The 21,866-nt window shown below is 66.9% G+C and carries 21 protein-coding genes; 6 read left to right on the top strand and 15 right to left on the bottom strand.

Annotated features, from left to right (window positions below; translation table 11 throughout):
* Nucleotides 1–26 precede the first annotated feature (26 nt).
* Nucleotides 27–590 (bottom strand): phasin family protein, encoded by a 564-nt coding sequence (locus tag P0M04_RS18270; RefSeq protein WP_259447672.1) that lies wholly within the window; start codon nucleotides 588–590, stop codon nucleotides 27–29.
* Nucleotides 591–779: 189 nt separating this feature from the next.
* Here P0M04_RS18270 and P0M04_RS18265 point away from each other — a divergent pair, with 189 nt between their 5' ends.
* The 5 genes from P0M04_RS18265 (at nucleotide 780) to P0M04_RS18245 (ending at nucleotide 6,870) form a co-directional block, all read left to right on the top strand.
* Entirely contained in the window at nucleotides 780–1,541 is a 762-nt protein-coding gene (locus tag P0M04_RS18265; RefSeq protein ID WP_259447673.1) for a hypothetical protein, read from the top strand.
* Nucleotides 1,542–1,874: 333 nt separating this feature from the next.
* A complete protein-coding gene (locus P0M04_RS18260) occupies nucleotides 1,875–3,455 on the top strand; it encodes a flavin monoamine oxidase family protein (RefSeq protein ID WP_259447674.1) in 1,581 nt (526 codons plus the stop codon).
* On the top strand, nucleotides 3,452–3,847 hold the full coding sequence (locus tag P0M04_RS18255) for a c-type cytochrome (RefSeq protein WP_259447675.1): 396 nt from the start codon (nucleotides 3,452–3,454) through the stop codon (nucleotides 3,845–3,847). Before P0M04_RS18260 ends, P0M04_RS18255 begins: the two co-directional genes overlap by 4 nt.
* A gap of 15 nt (nucleotides 3,848–3,862) precedes the next feature.
* The gene (locus P0M04_RS18250; protein WP_259447676.1) at nucleotides 3,863–4,357 is read left to right on the top strand and encodes a RidA family protein; all 495 of its coding nucleotides are present in this window, start codon (nucleotides 3,863–3,865) and stop codon (nucleotides 4,355–4,357) included.
* Between the two features lie 62 nt (nucleotides 4,358–4,419).
* The gene (locus P0M04_RS18245) at nucleotides 4,420–6,870 is read left to right on the top strand and encodes a TonB-dependent receptor plug domain-containing protein (RefSeq protein ID WP_259447677.1); all 2,451 of its coding nucleotides are present in this window, start codon (nucleotides 4,420–4,422) and stop codon (nucleotides 6,868–6,870) included.
* On the opposite strand, the gene P0M04_RS18240 is transcribed toward P0M04_RS18245, so the two are convergent.
* From P0M04_RS18240 to P0M04_RS18225, 4 genes are all read right to left on the bottom strand, one after another.
* Nucleotides 6,867–8,780, bottom strand: coding sequence for a two-component system response regulator (locus P0M04_RS18240; protein ID WP_259447678.1), 1,914 nt, complete (start codon nucleotides 8,778–8,780; stop codon nucleotides 6,867–6,869). The two genes, P0M04_RS18245 and P0M04_RS18240, sit on opposite strands and share 4 nt — an antisense overlap.
* 84 nt (nucleotides 8,781–8,864) lie before the next feature.
* Nucleotides 8,865–9,767 (bottom strand): ion transporter, encoded by a 903-nt coding sequence (locus P0M04_RS18235; protein ID WP_259447679.1) that lies wholly within the window; start codon nucleotides 9,765–9,767, stop codon nucleotides 8,865–8,867.
* Complete coding sequence (locus tag P0M04_RS18230; protein WP_259447680.1) at nucleotides 9,764–10,198, bottom strand: VOC family protein; 435 nt, start codon at nucleotides 10,196–10,198, stop codon at nucleotides 9,764–9,766. The genes P0M04_RS18235 and P0M04_RS18230 overlap by 4 nt, the downstream gene beginning before the upstream one ends.
* Nucleotides 10,188–10,742, bottom strand: a complete 555-nt coding sequence (locus P0M04_RS18225) for an NADPH-dependent FMN reductase (protein ID WP_259447681.1) — start codon at nucleotides 10,740–10,742, stop codon at nucleotides 10,188–10,190. The genes P0M04_RS18230 and P0M04_RS18225 overlap by 11 nt, the downstream gene beginning before the upstream one ends.
* Nucleotides 10,743–10,978: 236 nt before the next feature.
* On the opposite strand from P0M04_RS18225, the gene P0M04_RS18220 reads away from it, so the two are divergent.
* Entirely contained in the window at nucleotides 10,979–11,929 is a 951-nt protein-coding gene (locus P0M04_RS18220) for a phytanoyl-CoA dioxygenase family protein (protein ID WP_259447682.1), read from the top strand.
* 8 nt (nucleotides 11,930–11,937) lie between these two features.
* Here P0M04_RS18220 and P0M04_RS18215 read toward each other — a convergent pair whose 3' ends face one another.
* From P0M04_RS18215 to P0M04_RS18170, 10 genes are all read right to left on the bottom strand, one after another.
* On the bottom strand, nucleotides 11,938–12,246 hold the full coding sequence (locus tag P0M04_RS18215) for a hypothetical protein (protein WP_105375500.1): 309 nt from the start codon (nucleotides 12,244–12,246) through the stop codon (nucleotides 11,938–11,940).
* Nucleotides 12,247–12,251: 5 nt separating this feature from the next.
* Nucleotides 12,252–13,463: an MFS transporter gene (locus P0M04_RS18210; RefSeq protein ID WP_259447683.1), complete on the bottom strand. Its 1,212-nt coding sequence runs from the start codon at nucleotides 13,461–13,463 to the stop codon at nucleotides 12,252–12,254.
* A 61-nt stretch (nucleotides 13,464–13,524) separates the two neighbouring features.
* Nucleotides 13,525–14,037 carry a 2-C-methyl-D-erythritol 2,4-cyclodiphosphate synthase gene (gene ispF / locus P0M04_RS18205; protein WP_036230599.1) on the bottom strand — a complete coding sequence of 171 codons (513 nt, stop codon included), beginning with the start codon at nucleotides 14,035–14,037 and terminating at the stop codon, nucleotides 13,525–13,527.
* Nucleotides 14,038–14,054: 17 nt separating this feature from the next.
* Nucleotides 14,055–14,759, bottom strand: a complete 705-nt coding sequence (gene ispD / locus P0M04_RS18200; RefSeq protein ID WP_259447684.1) for a 2-C-methyl-D-erythritol 4-phosphate cytidylyltransferase — start codon at nucleotides 14,757–14,759, stop codon at nucleotides 14,055–14,057.
* A 10-nt stretch (nucleotides 14,760–14,769) separates the two neighbouring features.
* Nucleotides 14,770–15,462 (bottom strand): hypothetical protein, encoded by a 693-nt coding sequence (locus P0M04_RS18195; RefSeq protein WP_259447685.1) that lies wholly within the window; start codon nucleotides 15,460–15,462, stop codon nucleotides 14,770–14,772.
* Nucleotides 15,463–16,020, bottom strand: coding sequence for an NUDIX domain-containing protein (locus tag P0M04_RS18190; protein ID WP_259447686.1), 558 nt, complete (start codon nucleotides 16,018–16,020; stop codon nucleotides 15,463–15,465).
* 64 nt (nucleotides 16,021–16,084) lie between these two features.
* Nucleotides 16,085–18,370, bottom strand: coding sequence for a hypothetical protein (locus tag P0M04_RS18185; RefSeq protein WP_259447687.1), 2,286 nt, complete (start codon nucleotides 18,368–18,370; stop codon nucleotides 16,085–16,087).
* A gap of 84 nt (nucleotides 18,371–18,454) precedes the next feature.
* Complete coding sequence (locus tag P0M04_RS18180) at nucleotides 18,455–18,775, bottom strand: DUF2818 family protein (protein ID WP_259447688.1); 321 nt, start codon at nucleotides 18,773–18,775, stop codon at nucleotides 18,455–18,457.
* 7 nt (nucleotides 18,776–18,782) lie between these two features.
* Nucleotides 18,783–20,309, bottom strand: a complete 1,527-nt coding sequence (nuoN, locus tag P0M04_RS18175; protein ID WP_259447689.1) for an NADH-quinone oxidoreductase subunit NuoN — start codon at nucleotides 20,307–20,309, stop codon at nucleotides 18,783–18,785.
* A gap of 20 nt (nucleotides 20,310–20,329) precedes the next feature.
* Nucleotides 20,330–21,853 (bottom strand): NADH-quinone oxidoreductase subunit M, encoded by a 1,524-nt coding sequence (locus P0M04_RS18170; RefSeq protein WP_259447690.1) that lies wholly within the window; start codon nucleotides 21,851–21,853, stop codon nucleotides 20,330–20,332.
* Nucleotides 21,854–21,866: the final 13 nt, after the last annotated feature.

Genomic DNA, 21,866 nt, shown 5'->3' with positions numbered 1-21,866 from the left:
AACTGCGGTCCGGGAACTGCGCCGGGTCAGTGCGTGGTGGCCCGCTGGTCCTTGCTACCCTGCTGCTGGCCCGGCGGCATTTGCTGCCCCTGGCTCGTGCCGCCCGATGCATGCGGCTGGGCGGCACCGTTGCCGGCCCGGATGAACGGATCGCTGAACTGGCGCACGGTTTCCTGCTGGGCGCGCAGGCCGCGCTCGGTCTGCTCGGTGGCGTCGCGCGCCACTTCGTCCGCCAGGGCGCGCGCGGTGCGGGTCGTGTTCTGCACGTGCTGCTCCGTCACGCGCGACAGGTCGACCTGGGCATCGGCCGCCAGGCGGGCGATGTGCTGCTGGTAGGCGCGCAGTTTTTCCGTCGCCGGCTGCGTGCGCGACGTGGCGGCGCTGAGCAGCTCCGACTGGCGGTCGGCGCTCAGCACCTGCTTGCTGGCGAGCGTCGTTTCTTCCAGCATCGTCTGCACGAGCTGGATGTTCAGGTCGCACATCTGCTGGAATGCGCTGAACAGCGACTTCGACATGTCATTCAGGAACGCGGTCTGGGCATCGATATGGGTACGGACCGCCGGGGCGATCGTTTGTGGAAATGGATACATGGATTTGCCTCGCAAAGTTTTGGGTTGAACGGGCCGCAGCTGGCGCCGCGACGCGATCTCACAGACTAAGGGCGCGAGGATGGCCACCTTTGATCTGGACTAATCGTGTCGGGCTTGTCAGCCTGAAGTAGCAAACGTTGGTCCGATCTTTGCATGGATTCAAGTTCCTGAACTCATGAGGGAGCCGCCATGTTTCTGCCAAACGATGTGATCCAGTATGCCCGCCCGCTACGCACGATCCGCATCCTGTGGATCGCCCCCGACCGGCTGCTCGCCTGCACCTTCGAGCTGGGCCTGCCGCACAGCCAGCCGCGCATGGTCGCGCCGCATGTGCTGGCCGACGACGTGCTCACCGGCCGTGCCCGCCTGCTGACCGACGATCCGTACGCCGCGCCCGCCCCGCCCACGCTGCTGCCCCAGAAATACCGCGACCTGCAGGCGAAGGCCTGGGACATCGTCGCCGGCCTGCACGCGCACGTGCCCGCGCTGTACCAGCCGCGCGAGCGCGCCGCGCTGGTGGCCGCATGCGCGGCCGCCCACGGCGTGTCGCGGCCGAGCGTGCTGCGCTACCTGCGCCGCTTCTGGGAGCGGGGCCAGACCATGGATGCGCTGCTCCCCGACTACGGCAATTCCGGCGCGCCGGGGAAGACGCGTGGGGCCAACGCGGGTATCAAGCGTGGCCGTCCCCGCAAATCGGGCGATCATCCCGGCCAGAATACGGATGCCGCGATGCGCGCAACGTTCCGCGCCGCCGTTGCGCGCTATACCGCCACGCATCCCGAGTTTTCGCGCCGCGCCGCCTACCGGCAAATGCTGCAGGACTATTACCGCGACCGGCCGCCCGCCGACCTGCCCAGCTTCGGCCAGTTCAGCTACTGGCTGGACAAGGACGGCGCGCCTGCCGCGGGACGGCGCCATGCCGTTGCGGTGCAGCAAACGATTCTGCCCTAGCCAATCCGGTGCGGGCCGGCCCAGCATGGTGCAGTGCGACAAAGCGGGCCGGCCGCGCCAGTTTCCCCATCTGCTGCGCATAAAGACAAAACAAAGTCTGTTCGTCGACAAATAAAGTGCGCGCGATGCGCCGTCCAGCTGGTCGGCCCTACTTGCCGCCGAAACGAACTTTATTTGGCGTCTCTGCCTTACCCCAACCTTACGTTCGCCAAATGCAGAAAACAACTTTATTTTCGACGTAGATTTTTTCTCTTTACCACCTCTCGCTGGCACGTCTATTGCTGAAACTCAAGTGAACGAAGAAGGTTCCAGCAATAACCAGAAGAGGTGCGGATGAAACGTTTGACACGGTCGCTGACGCGGCGCGAATTTCTTCACCGGGCGGCAATGGTTGGCGGTTCGGCCTTGCTGCTCAATACGATGAACGCCTGGGGCATGGGCATCGCGTCCCGGGTCAATGCCCCGCCGGCGCTGTCCGGCAGCGGCAGGGGCAAGAAGGTCCTCATCCTCGGCGCGGGCCTGGCCGGCATGACGGCGGCGTATGAACTGGGCAAGCTGGGCTACAAGGTCGAGGTGCTGGAAGCGCGCCCCTTCGCGGGCGGACGCTGCCAGACGGCACGCAAGGGCTTCACCTTGCAGGAACTGGGCGGCGAGGCGCAGGCCTGCCGTTTCGACGACGGCCTGTACATCAACCATGGCCCGTGGCGCATCCCGCTCGACCACCAGTCGACCCTGCATTACACGAAACAGTTCGACATCCCGCTCGAGGTCATGGTCAACGACAACGACCACGCCTGGGTCTACATGGAGGATGCCGGCCCGTTCTCGAAGCAGCGCCTGCGCCAGGAACAGATCAAGGCCGACATGCGCGGGCACGTGGCGGAGCTGCTGGCCAAGTCCGTGCAGGCCAACCGGCTCGACACGGCGCTCACGGCGGACGACCAGCACCTCCTGCTCGACTACCTGGCGCACGAAGGCGCCCTGTCCACGCAGGATCTCGTGTACCGGGGCCGCAACGGCGCGGGTTTCGCCGAGCAGCCCGGCGCGGGCCTCAGGCCGGGCAAGCTCGCCGATCCGCTGGGCTTTCGCGAGCTGCTCGAATCCAAGGTCGCCAAGGTCTACAGCGCCGTGCAGGAATTCCCGATGCACGCGACGATGTTCCAGCCGGTCGGCGGCATGGACCGCATCGCGCAGGGATTCGTGAAGCGCGTCGGCCGCCACATCCGCTACGGCGCGGAAGTGCAGACCATCCGCCAGTCGGCCGACCAGGTCACCGTCACCGTCAAGGACGTCAAGAGCGGCAGGGTGTCGCAGGTGACGGCGGATTACTGCCTGTGCACGATCCCGCTGTCCGTGCTGCGCACGATCGACGCGGACTTTTCAAGCGGCTTCAAGGATGCGCTGAAGGCCGTGTCGTATGCGCCGGTCGGCAAGATCGGCCTGCAGATGAAGCGCCGCTTCTGGGAAGAGGACGACCAGATCTACGGCGGTCACGTGCTCACCGACCTCAAGGCCATCAACACGATCTCGCTGCCCTCGTCCGGCTGGCAGTCGAAGAAGGGCGTGCTGCTCGGCTACTACAACTACGCGCTGGACGCCATCGAGGTCAGCGCCATGACGCCCGCCGAACGCGCGGACTTCGCCGTGAGCGCCGGCGCAAAGATCTTCCCGCCTTACCGGGAGGCGTTCGAGAACGCGTTCTCCGTGGCCTGGCACCGCGTCCAGTACAACCTGGGCGGCTGGGCCGAATGGGACGAGGCGGGCCGGCAGAAGGCGTATCCGACCCTGCTGGCGGGCGAAGGCCGCGTGCTGCTGGCGGGCGAGCACCTCAGCTACCTGACGGGCTGGCAGGCCGGCGCCATCGAGTCGGCGTGGCAGCAGATCGAACAACTCCATCGAAAGGCAAGCGCATGACGTTCAAAACACTCTTTCTTGCCGCGCTCGTGGGCTGCACCGCCGTCGCCCGCGCGGACACCACGGACGGCAAGAGCCTGTTCGCGAAGAACTGCGCCGCGTGCCATCAACCGACCGGCAAGGGTATCCCGGGCGCCTTCCCCGCCCTTGCGGGCAACGCGTTCGTGCAGGGCGCCCCGAGCGACGTGGCCACCGTGCTGCTGAAAGGCCGCGGCGGCATGCCCGATTTTTCCGGGAGCCTCGACGACGGCGAGATCGCCCAGGTGCTGACCTATGTCCGCTCAAGCTGGGGCAACGGCGGCGCGCCCGTCACCGAGCAGGACGTGGGCAGCACGCGCACCGCGCTCGGCGTGGCGCCCGCATCGCACAGCCGCTTCGGCAACAAACACTGACACCAGAGAGGTTCCATGAAAACGACAAGACTCGCCGCAGCCCTCGCGCTCGCCCTCCCCCTGACCGTGCTGGCCGCGCCCACCGCCATCGTCCGGCACAAGATCCCCGATTCCGACTTCCCGATCGCCCAGGCCGTCACCCTGCCGCCGGGGACGACGATCCACTTCATCAGCGGCCAGGTGCCGCCCGTCGTCGACAAGGCGGCCGACCCGAATTCGTCCGCCGCGTTCGGCGACACGAAGACGCAGACCGTCGGCGTGCTCACGAAGATCAAGGAGATCCTGCAGGGCATGGGTTTGACGATGGGCGACGTCGTCAAGATGCAGGTCTTCCTCGTCGGCGATCCGAATAAAAACGGCCGCGCCGACGTCGCCGGCTTCATGGCGGGCTATACGCAGTTCTTCGGCGGCGCGCAGCCGAACCTGCCCGCGCGTGCCGTCGTGCAGGTGGCCGGGCTGTCGAATCCCGGCTGGTTCGTCGAAATCGAAGTCGTGGCCGCAAAAAAATAAACCGGGGAGCCTCGCCCGTGGAGACATTCATTCCTAAAACACTGTCCAGATAAGGGGTTCACATGCACAAGGCCATCCTCCATGCCGGCGTCGCCGCCGGTGTCCTGTCCTGCAGTCTCGGCGCCCACGCCGCGGAAGACGAAGCACCGGTAGCTGCCGCCGAAGCCGGCCCGCTCAACACGGGCGTCGTCATCGTCACCGGCACGCGCGCCACGGGCCTGAAGGTCGAGAACAGCGCGTCGCCGATCCAGGTGCTCGACACGACGTCGCTGCAGCGCACGGGCCAGCCGGACCTGATCCAGGCGCTGGCGCAGAACCTGCCGTCGCTGACGGCGCAGGCGTTCGGCGGCGACATGGCCAACATGACGCTGTCGGCGCGCCTGCGCGGCCTGTCGCCGAACAATACGCTGGTCCTCGTCAACGGCAAGCGCCGCCACGGCACGTCGAACCTGGCCGTGCTGGGCGGCCCGTACCAGGGCGGCGCGGCGGCGGACCTGAACTACATCCCCGTCGCGGCCATCGACCACATCGAGGTGCTGCAGGACGGCGCCGCCGCGCAGTACGGCACCGATGCGATCGCGGGCGTCGTCAACATCATCCTCAAGTCGAACTACCGCGGCCTCACGGGCAACGTCAACGGCGGCGGCTATGGCGACGGCGGCGGGCGCACGGGCGACGCCAGCGCCAACCTGGGCCTCGCGCCGTTCGCGGATGCGTACCTGAGCCTGACGGCGGAAACGAAGTACCACGGCTTTTCCGACCGCGGCGGCATCGATCCGCGCGTGATCGACCCGGCCAACCTCGCGGCCATGCCGTCGCTGAAGGGCGCGCCGGGCTATCCGAACGTGAACCACATCTCCGGCGACGCGCAGTACCGCCAGCACATCTTCGCCGCCAACTTCGGCGCGGACCTGACGCCCGACCTCACCCTGTACGGCTTCGCCACGTACGGCCACAAGAAGGCCGCGGCGTTCGAGAACTACCGCATGCCGAACCGCCTGCCGACAATCTACCCGCTCGGCTTCTCGCCGCAGGAAACGTTCAAGGAAGACGACTACGCGTTCACCGCGGGCATCAAGGGCAAGCTGGCCGGCGGGTGGGACTGGGACCTGTCCAGCACCTACGGCCGCGACGAGGCGAAGCTGGGCGTCGCGCACTCGGGCAACGTGTCGCTGTTCGCGGACACCGGGTCGACGCCGCTCGACTTCTACGCCGGCAAGTTCGTGGCGAGCCAGTGGACCAACAACCTCGACCTGCACCACGAGTTCGCCGTGGGCTGGTCGACGCCGCTGACGTTCGCCGTCGGCCTGGAGCACCGCCGCGACGAGTACGAGATCGGCGCCGGCGACGCCGCCTCGCGCTACAAGGAAGGCGCGCAATCGTTCCCCGGCTTCTCGCTCACCGACGCCGGCTCGCACAGCCGCACCAACAAGGCCGTGTACGTGGACCTCGCCGGCCAGCCGGTGGCCGGCTGGACGGTCGACCTGGCCGGCCGCTACGAGCACTTCAGCGACTTCGGCAACGCCAAGGTCGGCAAGCTGACGAGCCGCTATGACTTCTCGCCGGTGGTGGGCGTGCGCGCCACGTATTCGAACGGTTTTCGCGCGCCCACGCTGGCCGAGGAATACTACTCGGCGACGAACGTGTCGCCGCGCAGCGCGTTCGTGCAGCTCGCGCCGAATTCGCCCGGCGCGAAGCTGGTGGGCGTGAACGGCCTGCGGCCGGAAGCGTCGACGAACATCAGCGCGGGCATCGTGATCAATCCGTCCGCGAACGCGGCGATCACGCTGGACGCCTACCAGATCACGATCCGCGACCGCATCGTCGGTTCCGGTTCGCTGTACGGTTCGGGCGGCGCGGTGAACTCGCCCGCCGTCACGGCCGCGATCATCGCCAACGGCAACCAGCTCGATCCGACCGTCGTCCAGACCGGCATCAACATCTTCTCGAACGCCGTGAACACGCGCTCGCGCGGCCTGGAATTCGTCGCGACCCTGAACAGCAGCTACGGCGCGTACGGCAAGGTGGACTGGTCGCTGGCGGCCAACTGGAACAAGGTCGAGGTCATCAAGATCAACCAGGCGCCGGCGCAGCTGCAGCCGCAGACGCTGCTGGACGCCACGGCGATCTCGGACCTGGAGACGGCGTCCCCTCGCGTGCGCGTGAACCTGGGCGCGCTGTGGAAGTCGGGGCCGTGGACGATCAATGCGCGCGAAGCGTTCTACGGCCGCGCCTCGGAACTGCAGTCGTCGGATGGCGCCACATACTACAAGACGGAGGTAAAGCCGACCGCGATCACGGACCTGGAAGTCAGCTACCAGTTCACCAAGGCGTGGATGCTGTCGGTGGGGGCGAACAATTTGTTCAACCAGTACCCGGACCACGTCAACGCAAACCTCCTGGCCGAGCAGCGCGCAAACCTCGACAACGGCGCCGTCACCGTGTATCCGTCGTTCTCGCCGTTCGGCATTAATGGCGGGTATTACTACGCGCGGCTGGGCTTCAAGTTCTAACGCGCGATCGCATCGACCCTGGCGCCGCCGTTCGGCGTCAGGTTCTCCTGGTCGAGCAGCCGGGTCATCACCTCCGCCGGCACCGGCTGGCTGTAGTAATAGCCCTGCGCGGCCAGGCAGCCGTGCGCCGTCAGGAACGAGACGTGCTCGGGGCTGTCGACGCCCTCCGCGATCAGGTTCAGGTGCAGGCTGTGCGCCATCGCGATGATGGCCGTGACGATCGCGGCGTCGTGCGCCTGCTCGTTGATCCCGATGACGAACGAGCGGTCGATCTTGAGCGCGTGGATGGGGAAGTTCTGCAGGTAGGCGAGGCTGGAATAGCCGGTGCCGAAGTCGTCGATGGACAGCTGCACGCCCATGGCGCTCAGCCGGCGCATGACGTCGAGGTTGTCGTCGCTGGGCTGCATCGTCAGGCTTTCCGTCAGTTCGAGCTCGAGCGCGTCGGCGGGGACGCCCGTGTCGCGCAGCACCTGGGCCACGAAGTCCGTCAGGTTGGCCTGGGTGAACTGGCGGGCCGACAGGTTGACGGCGATCCGCATGTCCGGATGGCCGCCGTCGCGCCAGCGCTTCAGTTGCGCGCACGCCTGGCGCAGCACCCATTCGCCGATCGGCACGATGATGCCCGTTTCTTCGGCGATGGCGATGAACTCCGCGCAGGACCGGGGCGTCTTGCCGGGCGGCGTCCAGCGCAGCAGCGCTTCCGCCGAAAAGATCCGCCCGCTCTCCATGTCGACCTGCGGCTGGTAGTACACGGAAAACTCGTCGTGGGCGAGCGCCTGGCGCAGCTGGCTGGTCGCCGCCATGCGCCGCTTCGCCGCTTCGTGCAGGGCCGGCGTGAAGAACTGGTAGGTGTTGCGGCCCTTCTGCTTGGCCTGGTACATGGCCGCATTGGCCGCGCGCAGCAGCGCGGCCGCGTCATGGCCGTCGGACGGGAACAGGCCCACGCCGATGCTGGCGCTGACGTGCAGTTCGTGGTCCTCGACGTGGAACGGCCGGCTCAGGGCGTCGAGGACCTTGCCCGCCACGAGCGCGGCGTCGTTGCTCCCCCGCAGGGCCGCGAGACAGATGCCGAACCCGTTCCCGCCCAGGCATCCGAGGCTGTCGCCCTCGCGCGTGCATTGCTGCAGCCGGGTGGCGACGGCCTGCAGCAGGCGGTCGCCGATGCGCTCGCCGAGGGAATCGTTGATGGTCTTGAAGTGGTCCAGGTCGACGTGCAGTTGCGCGACCATCTCGTCCTGGTGGCGCCGCGCCTGGGCGATCGCCTGGTTGACCCGGTCTTCCAGCAGCAGGCGGTTGGGCAGCCCCGTCAGGGCGTCGTGGTGCGCCATGTAATCGATGCGCCGCTCCGCCTGGTTGTAGTCGGCGATTTTCTGTTCCAGGCGGGCGTTGGTCCGGACCAGCTCCGCGGTGCGCTCGGCCACGCGCTGCTCGAGCAGGTTGTTGGCCGCCTGCAGCTCGGCTTCGGTGCGCCGCAGCTGGGCGTTCTGTTCCGCCAGACGCTTCTGCGCGCTGCGCAATGCAAGATGGGTCGTCACGCGCGCCCATACTTCATCGATCTGGAACGGCTTCGTCACGTAGTCGACGCCGCCCGCCGCGAAGCCCGCCACCTTGTCGTGGGTCTCGGAGAGCGCGGTCATGAAGATCACGGGGATGTCGCGCGTACGGGGGGAAGCCTTGAGGCGCCGGCACGTCTCGAAGCCGTCCATGCCGGGCATCATCACATCCAACAGGATCAGGTCGGGCTGCACGAATTCCGCGCGGGCCAGGCCCTCCTCGCCTTCTTGCGCGACCGCCACCCGGACCTGGCGACCCTCGAGATACTCGACGAGGATCCCCACGTTGGCCGGCGTATCGTCGACAATCAGGACGGTCGGGGTGCCCGCATCCTGGGGCGCGACAGAGGTCGTCATATCGGTTCCGTCCACTGGTCCATCGATTCGCAGGGACTTACGCTGTAATGACGATTCTATCCGATTCTAACAATTGAGCAACCCTCATTTTGCGCCACCGTGGCCCGCCGGCAGCGCCGCCCCGCAATCCTTGCAGAACCGGGCGCCCGCCTCGTGGCCGCCACTGCCGCACGACGGACAGTGGCGCGCCGTCCGTGCCGGCCCCATCCTGCGGTCGCCATGGCGCAGCGTCATCTCGGCCGTCACGATCCCGGTCGGCACGGCGAGGATGCCCCACCCCATCAGCATCATGAACGACGCGATCGCCTTGCCGAGGTTGGTGTGCGGCGTGATGTCGCCATACCCGACCGTCGTCATGGTGACCGTCGCCCAGTACATCGCGACGGGGATGCTCGTGTAGCCGTTCTTCGGTCCCTCGACGACGTACATGACCGTGCCGAGGATCAGGATCGCCATCAGCACGACGGACAGGAACACGAGGATCTTGCGCCGGCTGGCCGCGAGCGCTTCGCCCAGGCGCGTGTATTCCTCGATATACAGGGTCAGCTTGAAGATGCGGAAGACGCGCAGCAGGCGCAGGATGCGGATGTCGAGCAGCAGCTCGGTGCCGGGCATCAGCAGCGAAAAGTAAGACGGCAGCACGGCCAGCAGGTCGATCACGCCGTAGAACCCGCCCGCATAGCGCCATGGCCGCTGCACGCACACGAGGCGCGCCACATACTCCACCGTGAACAGCACGGTGAAGCCCCATTCGAGCACGTTCAGCAGCTCGGCATGGTCGTGATGCAGCCGCGGCACGCTGTCCAGCACGACGACGAGGATGCTGAGCAGGATGGCGCACACCAGGGCGATGTCGAAGCGCCGCCCGGCCGGCGTGTCGGCCTCGAAAATGACGTCGTACATGTGCCGCCGCCACCCGGGCGGCGGCTTGCCGTAGGCGGTGGGCGCCTGCGGCACGTACGGCGGTGCTTCATCATCCTGCCTCATGGCGCGGTAGGTGCTCCCTTCAGCTCGATCATGTTGCCTTCCGGGTCCTCGAGGTAGATCGACGGCCCCTCGCCCTCGGCCCCGAAGCGCGACGCGGCCGGCCCCGCCTCGATGCCGTGCACGGCCAGGTGGGCGCGGATGGCGTCTTCGTCGAACGGCTCGACGCGGAAGCAGAAATGATCGATGTTGCGCCCTTCCCTGCCCGGCGCCGCGCCGCCCGCCGCCCCGAGCTTGCCGGAGATCGGGATCAGGTCGACCATCGAACTGCCGGCGCGCAACTGCACGAGGCCGATCTCGTCCTGGCGCCGTACTTCGCGGCAGCCCAGCACGTCGCCGTAGAACGCCAGCATGCGCGCGAGGTCGACCACGCGCAGCACGATGTGATCGATTTCGCGGATCGCGATGGGGCTGTTTGCGGCATCAGTCGGCATGGCGCTCCACCCACGTCGCGAAGCACTCCATGAACTGCTGCAGGAACGTCTTGAGGCCCTCGTCCGTCAGCGTGTCGCCGTCGAACTTGCCCCCGACGCTGCCGATGTACGCTTCGGGCGACTGCATGCACGGCATGTTGAGGAAGACCAGGCACTGGCGCACGGCGTGGTTGGCGCCGAATCCACCCAGCGCGCCCGGCGAGTTGGACACGACCGCGCACGGCTTGCCCGTCCACGCGGCCTGGCCGTACGGGCGCGAGCCCACGTCGATGGCGTTCTTGAGGACGGCAGGCAGCGAACGGTTGTATTCCGGGGTGCAGAACAGGACGCCGTCGGCTTCCTTGATGCGGCCGCGGAACTCGGTCCAGGTGGCGGGCGGCGTATCGGTCTCGTCATCCTGGTTGTACAGCGGCATCTCGCCGATCTCGACGATTTCGAGTTCCAGCGTGGGCGGCGCGGCCAGCATCAGGCTCTTGGCCAGCTTGCGCGTAAACGATTCCTTGCGCAGGCTGCCGACGAGCACTGCGATCTTCCTTGTTGCCATGACGGTCCTTTCGTTCTCGATTCATTGCGAAGTAGGGAGTGTAGCGATTTTTCCACGAACACGACCACGACTGCGTACCCGGCCGGACCGCGTGTGTCCGTTCCAGAGGGAAACGGTGTCCAAACGAGCTATTTACTCACTTTAACATTTTTGAAATGTCTAAATGACATGATTCGGTCTTAGAATCGACGGGATGGCGCCGCGTCCGGCGTCGCGTCCGAGATCCCAGGAAGCCCATGCAGAAATACGTCAGCGTCAGCGGCGGGTCCAGGCACGCCCGGCTCAAACTGTTCGGCTATTACGTCCAGCGCGCGTGCACCAGCCGAACATTGCGACGCATCGCCACCCGGGCCCTGGTCGCGGGCCTCCACATGCTGCACGGGCCGTCCGCGCGCGCGATCCGGGACGACGGGCTCGCGCTCGATCGGATGCGTGCCCAGGGGTACCTGCGGATGGGCGCCCTGCTGTCCGGCGACCAGTGCGCGCAGGCGCTGGCATACCTGCGTGACCAGGACATGATCCCGGCACGGCGGGACGGCTGCCCGTTCCGCATCGACGCCGTGCCGCCCGGTTGCCGCGTGGGCGACTACCCGCTCGAGACCCTGGTCCACTGCCCGCACATCATGGAGGTGGCCAACCACCCGGACGTGCTGCGCCTGGCTGCGGGCTATCTCGGCTACACGCCGACGATCTCGCTGATGGGCCTGCGCTGGACCTTTCCTGGCGACGGCGCGCCCGACGGCCTGCTGGACTTCCATCGCGACTCGGAGCCGGGCAGCATCAAACTGATGGTGTATCTCACCGACGTCGACCTCGATGCGGGGCCCCACAGCTATGTCCCGGGCACGCACCGGGACCGCATGCCGATCCGCCTGCGCCACTACAGCGACGCCGACGTGATGCGCAGGCACGGCTGCCGCGTCGACATCACGGGCGCGGCCGGCACCGCGTTCTTCGTCGATACCCGCGGCATCCACAAGGGCACGCTGCCGGCACGCACGGCGCGCTTGATGTTGATCGTCCAGTATTCCCTGCTGCCCTGCCTCATCTATGACTATGCGCCGGTCGCCTACCCCGGCCACGACCGCTACGACGCCTACGTCAATCGCCTGATGCTCGCGACCGGCGCGGGCCGCGGCACGGTGCCGCTCGCGGACGACGTGCCGCGGCACTCGCTGCAGGACTGACGTCCGGCTCAAATGCGCCGGCGCCGGTATTCGTCGAGGAAGGTGCGCACCTCGCGCGCCGTCAGCACGCGCACTGGATCGCCGTGCCACGCATACAGGAACGGCGGCCCGCCCGCGCGGTCGGTGAGCTTGGCACGGATGAGGAAGCGGGTGCCGGCCGGATAGCGCTCGGGGTCGGACAACGCCCGCGCGCATTGCACGCGCATCGACGTCGCATACGCCTGCCCCGCCATCGGCTTGATGCGCAGCCGGCCGGTGCGCGCATCGGGCACGGATTCGACGGCCACGTCGCGGTAGGCCCAGGGATCGCGCGCCATGGAAGTCAGGCCGCCACGGCCGCGGGGGCCGGCTTCGCCTCGCGGATCGGCAGGTTGACGAGCGCGGCGGCAACGGCCAGGGCGATATCGGCGTACCACATCCACGAGTAGTCGCCGAAGCGCACGAACGCGAGGCCGCCCAGCCAGGCACCGAAGAAGCCGCCGATCTGGTGCGACAGCAGGGTCAGGCCGAACAGGGTGGCGAGGTAGCGCATGCCGAACAGCTTGCCGACGAGGCCCGCGGTCGGCGGCACGGTCGCGAGCCACGTGAAGCCGAGGGCGGCGGCGAACACGTAGAACGTCCAGGCGGATTTCGGCGCCAGCAGGTAGGCCGCGATGATTACGGCACGGCCGCCGTAGGTGAGCGCCAGCAGCCATTTCATGCGGTAGCGCTGGGCGAGCGCGCCCGCCGCCAGCGAGCCCGCGATGTTGAAGAGGCCGATGAGACCCAGCGCCGTCGCCGAGACGCCCGCCGGCAGGCCGCACAGCGCGACCTCGCCCGGCAAGTGGGTGACGAGGAAGGCGATGTGGAAGCCGCACGTGAAGAAGCCCGCGTGCAGGCACAGGTAGCTGCGGTCGCGCATCGCTTCACGTACCTGGCGGCCGAGCGTCAGGTCACCGTGGCCGACAACGGATTGCGCGGGCGGCTTGCCGCGCAGCGGCCACGCGAGCGGGATCGTGAGCAGGCTCGTCGCGGCCAGCGCCAGCATCGCGGTGATCCAGCCGGCCCGCGCGATGAGGAACTGGACGAGCGGCGCGAACACGAACTGGCCGAACGAGCCGCCCGCGTTGATGAAGCCGGATGCGAACGCGCGCCGCTCGGCCGACAGGCGCTGCGCGGTGGCGCCGATGAGGATCGAGAAACTGCCCGCGCCCGCCCCGCTCGCGGACAGGATGCCCAGGGTGACGAGCAGGCCCCATTGCGTGGACACGAACGGCGTGGCCGCGAGGCCGCCGGCCAGCAGCACGGCGCCCAGCACGATGACGGGCATGGAACCGTATTTGTCGGCGACGGCGCCGAAGACGGGTTGCGACGCGCCCCACATGAACTGGCCGACGGCCATCGCGAAGCTGATCGACGCGATGCCGAGGCCGGTCGCCGTGTTCAGCGGCGACAGAAACAGGCCCGTCGTGAGCCGCGCCGCCATCGTGATCATCAGGATGGCGCTGGCGGCCAGGATCAGGCCCCAGGCCGCACGTGGCGTGCTTGTTGTCATTGTCGTCCCCGTTGTCATCGTCAGATCGACGATGTTACAACGGAAACGAGAGTCGCGTGGATCAGCCCGCCGCGCGGATCAAAAGGACCGTCGCCTGCGCCGCCATGCCCTCTTCGCGGCCGAGGAAGCCGAGCTTCTCGTTGGTCTTGGCCTTGATGTTCACCTGCTGCGGCGACGCGCCGATGTCCTCGGCGATGCGCGACACCATCTGCGGGATGTGCGGCGCCATCTTCGGCTGTTGCGCGATGATGGTCGCGTCGACGTTGCCGATGGTGTAGCCGGTGCCCAGCACGCGGTTCGCCGCTTCGCGCAGCAGTACGCGCGAGTCGGCGCCGGCGAACATCGGGTCGGTGTCCGGGAAGTGCTTGCCGATGTCGCCGAGGCCGGCGGCGCCCAGCATGGCGTCGATGATCGCGTGCAGCAGCACGTCGGCGTCCGAGTGGCCGAGCAGGCCCAGGCGGTGCGGGATGGTGACGCCACCGACGATCAGTTTACGCCCTTCGACGAGGGCGTGGCAGTCATAGCCGGTACCGATGCGGAACGGCGGGGTCGGGTTGTACGATGCGAGAGCCATGATGTTCTTTACACGCCTTACACGAGTTCGGGTTGGGACACTGCCAGGTACATCTCGGCGATCCGGATATCGTCCGGCAGCGTCACTTTGAGATTGCGGGGATGCCCTTCCACCAATTTAGGGCTCAATCCGAGGGCTTCAACCGCGCTGGCATCATCGGTAATCGAATCCGGGTCGGTGGCGGCCGCCAGCGCCTCGCGCAGCAGCTCGTAGCGGAACATCTGCGGGGTCTGCGCCAGCCACAGGCCGTTGCGCGGCACGGTGCCGGCCGCTTCGCCGTCGATGCAGCGCTTGACCGTGTCGACCACCGGCAGCGCCAGCAGGCCGCCGGCCGGGTGGTCGCCCGTGCCGGTGATCAGTTTTTCGATGAGTTCGGCGGTCAGGCCGGGGCGCGCGGCATCGTGCACGAGCACCCAGTCGGCGCGCGACAGCGTGCTGGCGAGCACGGCGAGGCCGTTGCGCACGGATTCCATGCGGCTGGCGCCGCCGCAGCGCAGGACGGTCACGCCATGATGCGGCGCGACGGCGTCGATATAGGGGTCGTCCGGGCTCACGACGACGAACGTGTGCGCGATGAGCTCGCTGGACAGGAATGCGTCGAGCGTATGCCTGAGCATGGGCTTGCCGCCGATTTTCAGGTACTGCTTGGGGCTCGTTGCCTCCATCCGGGCGCCGACGCCGGCGGCGGGAATCAGGGCAAAGTAACGTGGTGCTTGAGTCATGTTGTTCAATCTACGATCGGGAACGTCTTGTCGATCCAATAAGAGACTGTACCTCACCTTGGCAAACTTTGCTCAGACGCGCATATTCCGTCGGACTGTCGATGGCGGCCTGCAGCTTTTCCACGCGCCCCATCTCTGCCTTAATGTACGGCATCCAGTTGCGGTCGATTTCGCGCTGGAGCAGTGCCCGCGACTCCCCGGCACGCGCATACAACGGTTTGCCGGCGAAGCGGCCACCCAGCCGGGCGCGCACCCGCTCTTCCACTTTCGGCAGATAGTCCAGGTAAGACTTGAGATGGCGCATTTCGTGCGCAAGTATCTCGTCATACGTGCACGAGTCCGGCTCGAATTCGCGGCTGACGTATACGACGATGGGCTGGTAGTACAAGGTTACCGCGATGCGCGGCAGCACGCATTCGGCCGCGCCGTCGGGCGACGTCAGCAAGGTGCCGTCGACCTGGATCGCCACGCGCGATTCCGTGCGCGTAAGACCCAGCACGTAGCCGTTGCGCACGCCCGGCCGCTTCATGCGGGTCAGGTCGCGGTAGGACGCGGTATTGTCGACGCGCCAGCCGCTCTCGCGCGTGGAAAACGTCGCGCCGGCGTCGCGGGCCGCGTCCTCGCAGCTCGCTTCGAACGATGTGCGCGCGGATGCGAGGCCGCTCCAGGCGAGCAGCATCAAGCCGAGCGCGGCCCAGCGCACTTAGGCCGGCTTCCAGGTGCCGGCAGCGATCTTCTCCAGCCAGAACGTGCCGATCACGGTCTTGACGTCCGTGATGTCGCCGCGTTTCACCATCTCCAGCATCTCGGGGATGGTCGCCGTGAAGGTCTCGAGGAATTCGCCGTCGTCCAGCTTCGCGTCGCCCGCGGTCAGGCCACGCGCGAGGAACAGGTCGAGGTGCTCGTCGGAATACGCGATCGCGTTGTGGATCGTGCAGACGAAATGCCAGTCGGTGGCCGTATAGCCCGTCTCTTCTTCCAGTTCGCGCTTGGCGCACGCGAGCGACTCTTCGCCCGGGTCGATCTTCCCGGCCGGGAATTCGATGAAGACCTGGTCGTTCGGATAGCGGAACTGGCGTTCGAGCAGCACGCGGCCGTCGTCGAACAGCGCGAGGATCACGACGGCGCCGGGATGGCGGATGAATTCGCGTTGCGTGATCTTGCCGTCGGGGAGTTTCACGCGGTCGCGCGAGACTTTGAGGAAGTTGCCGTCGTAGGCGAGCTCGCCGTCGATCTTCGTTTCTTTGAGGTGGTCGTCCATGGGCAGTCCGGTTGTCTTGAGCCCGCAGTATAAGACAAACAACCGGACTGGTGCCCCGCACGCGTCACTGGCCGATGCGCAGCACCGCGCTCTCGCTCATCACGTAGACGTTGCCGTCCATGCCCACCGCCAGCGCAGCGATCGCGCCCAGACTGCCCGGCGCGCCCAGGCGCACGCCGTACGCCCCCGGCGTGCCGGCGATGATGCTGTCGGCGCCGGCCGGCGTGACCTTGTGCACCGAGTACCAGTTCGGCTTTTCGTGCCACGCCAGGTACAGGTTGCCGGCGCGGTCGCGCGCGATGGCGAGCGGCACGGCGCCTGTCGTGGCGGACACGGTGCGCACGACGGTCACCTTGCCGTCGGTGCCCAGCCGGGTCACGGTGCCGTCGGGCTTCACGCTCCACAGGTTGCCGTCCGCGTCCGGCGTGCCGAGGCTCGTGGCGGTGTCCGGTAGCGTCGTGACGGTGCCGCCCGGCGCGAGCTTGAGCACGGGATACGGTCCGGGCGACGTGACGGCCGTACGGTAATCGATCCAGTACAGGTTGCCGGACGCATCCATGGCGACGTCGTTCTCCCCATACCCGACGGAACCCGCGGGGACGCCCGTCACCACCGCGAGGCTGCCGTCCGCATTTACACGGTCGAGCGGATCGAGCGCACGGGAGGCGTACGCATTGCCGCCGAACGCCAGTCCCGCAAGAAAGAGGCGCGCATCCTTGGCGCCGGGCGCCTGCAGCGGCAACGTGCCGACGTTGCCGTCCGGCGTGACCTTGCGGATGCGGTCGTTCTCGCCCACGTAGACATTGCCCAGGGCGTCGGCCGCCAGCGCATAGTTCGACCGGGCCGAAAACGGGAGCGAGGTCTGGCGGTAGTCGATCGTGTTGAGCACGAACTGCGCGCTGCTCGCCGGGCCGTCCACGTTGATGAGGGTCGAGCCTGCGCGTCCCGCGACGGTCTTGACGTCGCCGTCCGGCGTAACCCGGCGGATCGTCCGGGCCGTGCTGTCCGCGACGACCAGGTTGCCGGCGACGTCGAGCACCAGGTTACCGAGATCGGTGCCGCTCGTCTGCCACTTCAGGTAGAACGGGTCGACGGCCCCGCAGAAGCTGGCCGCCGGGCCCTTGCCGTCTCGACCGCCGCGGCCGCCCGACATGCCCGCCACGTCGGTCATCGTCCCGTCCGGGGCCACCTTGCGGATCCGGCACCCGATATAGGTGTCGTTGACGTACACGTTGCCCGCCTTGTCGATGGCGAGGCCGAGGTCGCCGCCCGTGATCGCCGCCGGCTGGCCGCCCTCCGTGACCGTCCGGGTACTGACGACGCCCGCGGGCGTGACGACGCGCAGCTTCAGTCCGTCGACCAGCTGGATGTTGCCGTTGGCATCGAGTGCCAGCGCCGTGATGCTGCCGAAGCTGGCTGCGGTGCCGGTCCCATCCTTCGGATAACCGCTGCCGTCCAGCGCACCACCGCCCGCGACGGTGGCGACGCTGCCGTCCGGCGCGATCTTGCGCACGACGTTGGCATCGGCCACCACCACGTTGCCTTGGGCATCGACCGCGAGCGCCGCGATGCCGTCGAAGCGCGCGGCCGTGCCGGCGCCGTCGGTATGCCCGCGCCCGGTGGCGGAGCCGGCGAACAGCGTGCGCTTGCCGCCCGGCGCCGTCCGGTAGACCGCGCTCCAGGTGGCTTCGTAGAGATTGCCGGCCTTGTCGAACGCCATGCCGGTCGTGCGCAGCGGTTCGGTATTGATCGTCCTGATATCGCCCGTGGCGACGTTCACGATGCGCAGGACGGTGTCGCCAGTCGGCGGATTCCCGTCCGACACGAGCGCGCTCATGTCGTCGGCCACGTACAGCACACCGTCTGGGCTGAGGGCGACGCGGACGGGCGACGCCAGGCGGCCGTCGACGCCGTCCAGGTTCCCCGCACCGCCCAGCGTGCCGGCGACGAACGCCAGTCCGCGTGCCGCGGCCGGCAAGACCGTCAGCACGGCTGCGGCGCTCGTCGCGCTGCCGCCGGCATTCTTGACGACGACCGTGAATCTGGCGCCCGTGTCCGCGCTCTGCACGTTAGCGAGGGTGTAGCTGGCGGACGTCGCCCCGGCGATGTCCTTGCCGTCGCGCTGCCACTGGTAAGTGAGGTCGGTGCCGCTCGCGGTCACGGTGAACGTGGCGGCGCCGCCGGCGCTCACGGATTGCGCGGCCGGCTGGGATGAGATCGTGGGCGCCTGGGCCGTCGGTGCCGTCACGGGCGGCGCAGTGGTCTGGCTACCGCCACCGCCTCCACCGCATGCGGCCAGCAGGATGGCGACAGCCACGGCGAAGCCGGGATTTCTCGTTTGTACGAACATGGGGTTCTCCTTGCGAGCGGCAACAATAGCAAGGAAAGGGGTGTGGAATGTTCAACCTTTTCCACACGGGGACGCGCGCGGCGGTCAGCCGCGGCGTTTGCGGAGGTAGCGCAGGACGAAGCCCGGGAAGGCCAGCACGAGGAACAGGCAGGCGGTGATCGCGTAGAACTCCCAGGTCTGGGGAAACGCGGTGCCGATGCGGGATTCGAGGCCGTGGGCCAGCAGGCCGACGACAAAGTACAGGACGATCAACTCGAGCAGGCGCACGACGAAATATTTCGCGTGCGCCCTGTTGAGTGCCGGCTTCACGGGAATGAAGCCGAGCACGCTCTCGTTGAGGAACGGCAGGTTGGCGAACGCGAGTGCGACCGCGATCACCAACCAGCTGGCCAGGGAGACGTCCACCGTGGCCTTAGGACTTCAGGGTCAGGGTCATGGCCGACAGGCAGGCCGCCAGCAGCGGGCCCGGCAGCACGCCCAGGATCACGACGAGGATGCCGTTCAGCGACAGCACGACGCGCATGTCCAGCGGGGTCGAGATCGGCGACGCATCGGCCACCTCGTCGAACCACATGACCTTCACGACGCGCAGGTAGTAGAACGCACCGATCAGCGACGCGGCCACGGCGATGACCGCGAGCCACAGCTGGCCCGAACCGACGACGACGTCCAGCACGGCCCACTTGGCCATGAAGCCCATCATCGGCGGCACGCCAGCCAGCGAGAACATCAGGGCGGTCATGACGACTGCGTACCACGGGCTGCGCTTGGCCAGGCCCTTGAAGTCGGCCAGTTCTTCCGCTTCGTGGCCCGAGCGCGCCAGCATCATGATGATGCCGAAGGTGCCCAGCGTGGTCAGCACGTAGGTGATCGTGTAGTACATCGATGCGCTGTAGGCGGTCGCGGTGTTGGCGTAGTTCAGGGCATCGCGGGGACCGGTCACGCCGGACATCATGCCCAGCAGGACGAAGCCCAGCTGTGCGATGGTCGAGTACGCCAGCATGCGCTTCAGGTTCGTCTGCGCGATCGCGGTCAGGTTACCGATCACGAGCGACAGCACGGCCAGCGCCAGCAGCATCTGCTGCCAGTCGATCGCCAGACGCGGCAGGCCTTCAGCCAGAATGCGGAACATCATTGCGAACGACGCCAGCTTCGGCGCGGCACCCAGCAGCAAGGTGACGGCGGTCGGCGAGCCCTGGTACACGTCCGGGACCCACATGTGGAACGGCACGGCGCCCAGCTTGAAGGCCAAGCCGGCCACGACGAACACGAGGCCGAACACGAGGATCGTGTGGTTGGCGGCGTTGCTCGATACCAGGTTGGCGATCGTCGTGATGTCCAGCGAACCGGTGGCGCCGTAGATCATCGAGATACCGTAGAGCATGAAGCCCGATGCCAGCGAACCCAGGATGAAGTATTTCATCGAGGCTTCGGTCGAGATCGCGTGGTCGCGGCGCATCGCCACCAGCGCGTACAGCGACAGCGACATCAGTTCCAGGCCCAGGTAGATCGGCAGCATGTTGTTACCGGAGATCATGACCATCTGGCCCAGCAGCGTGAACAGCGCGAGCACGTAGAACTCGCCGCCCATGTTGCCGGACATCATGCCGCGCTCGCCGGCGTACTGGCGCGAGTACACGAGGGTCACGCCCACGGCCAGGTAGGTGAACAGCTTGAGCAGGTTCGCCATCGGATCCGACACGAACATGTTGTAGAACGTGTAGGTCGTCGTGCCGGCGTGGAAGTCGGCGTAGGTGATCACTGCGCAGCCCACCAGCGTGAGCAGCGACAGGACGTAGGTCAGCGTACGCTTGCCTTCCTTCTGAAACATGTCGATCAGAAGGATGGCGCAGGACGCGATGACCAGGAAGATTTCTGCAGAGACCGGCCCCAGGTTGTTGGCGGCCAGCACGGCTTGGGTGTTAATCATCGGATTCATATCGTTGTTTGTGCCTCTATTCAGTGCGCGGCGACCGCAGCGACTGCCTGCGGCAGCTTGCTGACCGACACGTGCTGCAGCAGGTCCGTGACCGACACTTGCAGCGCATCGGTGAACGGCGCCGGATACAGGCCCATGTAGATGGTCAGGATCGCGAGCACGCCCAGCATGAAGAACTCGCGGCCGTTCAGGTCGGTCAGTTCGGCCACGTGCTTGTTGCCGATCTTGCCGAACACGACGCGCTTGACCATCCACAGCGAGTACGCCGCGCCCAGGATCAGGGCGGTGGCGGCCAGCAGGCCGGTCCAGAAGTTGAACTGGACGGCGCCCAGGATGACCATGAATTCGCCCACGAAGCCCGACGTCGCCGGCAGGCCGCAGTTGGCCATCGCGAACAGCACGGAGAACGCGGCGAACTTCGGCATCACGTTGACGACGCCACCGTAGTCGGCGATCTGGCGCGAGTGCAGGCGGTCGTACAGCACGCCGATGCACAGGAACATGGCGCCCGACACGAAGCCGTGCGAGATCATCTGCACGATACCGCCCTGCACGCCGATCTCGTTGAAGATGAAGAAGCCGAGCGTGACGAAGCCCATGTGGGCGATCGACGAATACGCGACCAGTTTCTTCATGTCGACCTGCACCATCGCGACCAGGCCGATGTAGATCACGGCGATCAGCGACAGCACGATGATCAGCGGGGCCAGGTAGTGCGATGCGTCAGGCGCGATCGGCAGCGAGAACCGCAGGAAGCCGTAACCGCCCAGCTTCAGCATGATCGCGGCCAGCACGACGGAACCGCCGGTCGGCGCTTCCACGTGGGCGTCCGGCAGCCAGGTGTGCACCGGCCACATCGGCACCTTGACGGCGAAGGCCATCAGGAACGCGACGAAGATCAGGACTTGCTCCTTCATCGTCAGCGGCAGGTTGTGCCATGCCAGGATGTCGAAGCTGCCGTTCGATTTGTTGTACAGGTAGATGATCGCGATCAGCGTCAGCAGCGAGCCCATGAACGTGTACAGGAAAAACTTGAACGACGCGTACACGCGGTTCGGGCCGCCGAACACGCCGATGATGATGAACATCGGGATCAGCGTGGCTTCGAAGAAGAAGTAGAACAGCAGGCCGTCCAGCGCGACGAACACGCCGATCATCAGGCCCGACAGCAGCAGGAACGAACCCATGTACTGGGCCACGCGTTCCTGGATCACTTCCCAGGCCGAGATCACCACGATGATCGTGATGAACGCGGTCAGCGGCACGAACCACAGGCTCAGGCCGTCAATGCCCAGGTAGTACTGGATGTTGAAGCGCTCGATCCAGGCCGCTTTTTCCACGAACTGCGGGCCGTGGGCCGTGTTGCTGAACTGCGTGAACAACGGGATCGTCGGCAAAAAGCTGATGATCGAACCGGCCAGCGCCAGCAGGCGGGTGAAACCCGCGCGGCTGTCGCGACCGACGGCCAGCACGATGACGCCGCACAAAATCGGCAGCCAGACGGACAGGCTCAGGTAAGGAGGAAAGGTCGAAATAGACTGCATCTTGTTTTTCTCT

It is taken from the genome of Telluria mixta (genome assembly GCF_029223865.1).
Taxonomy (GTDB): Bacteria; Pseudomonadota; Gammaproteobacteria; order Burkholderiales; family Burkholderiaceae_D; genus Telluria; species Telluria mixta.
The sequence above is the reverse complement of the archived record's forward strand: the minus strand, read 5'-3'. Positions and strand labels throughout refer to the sequence as shown.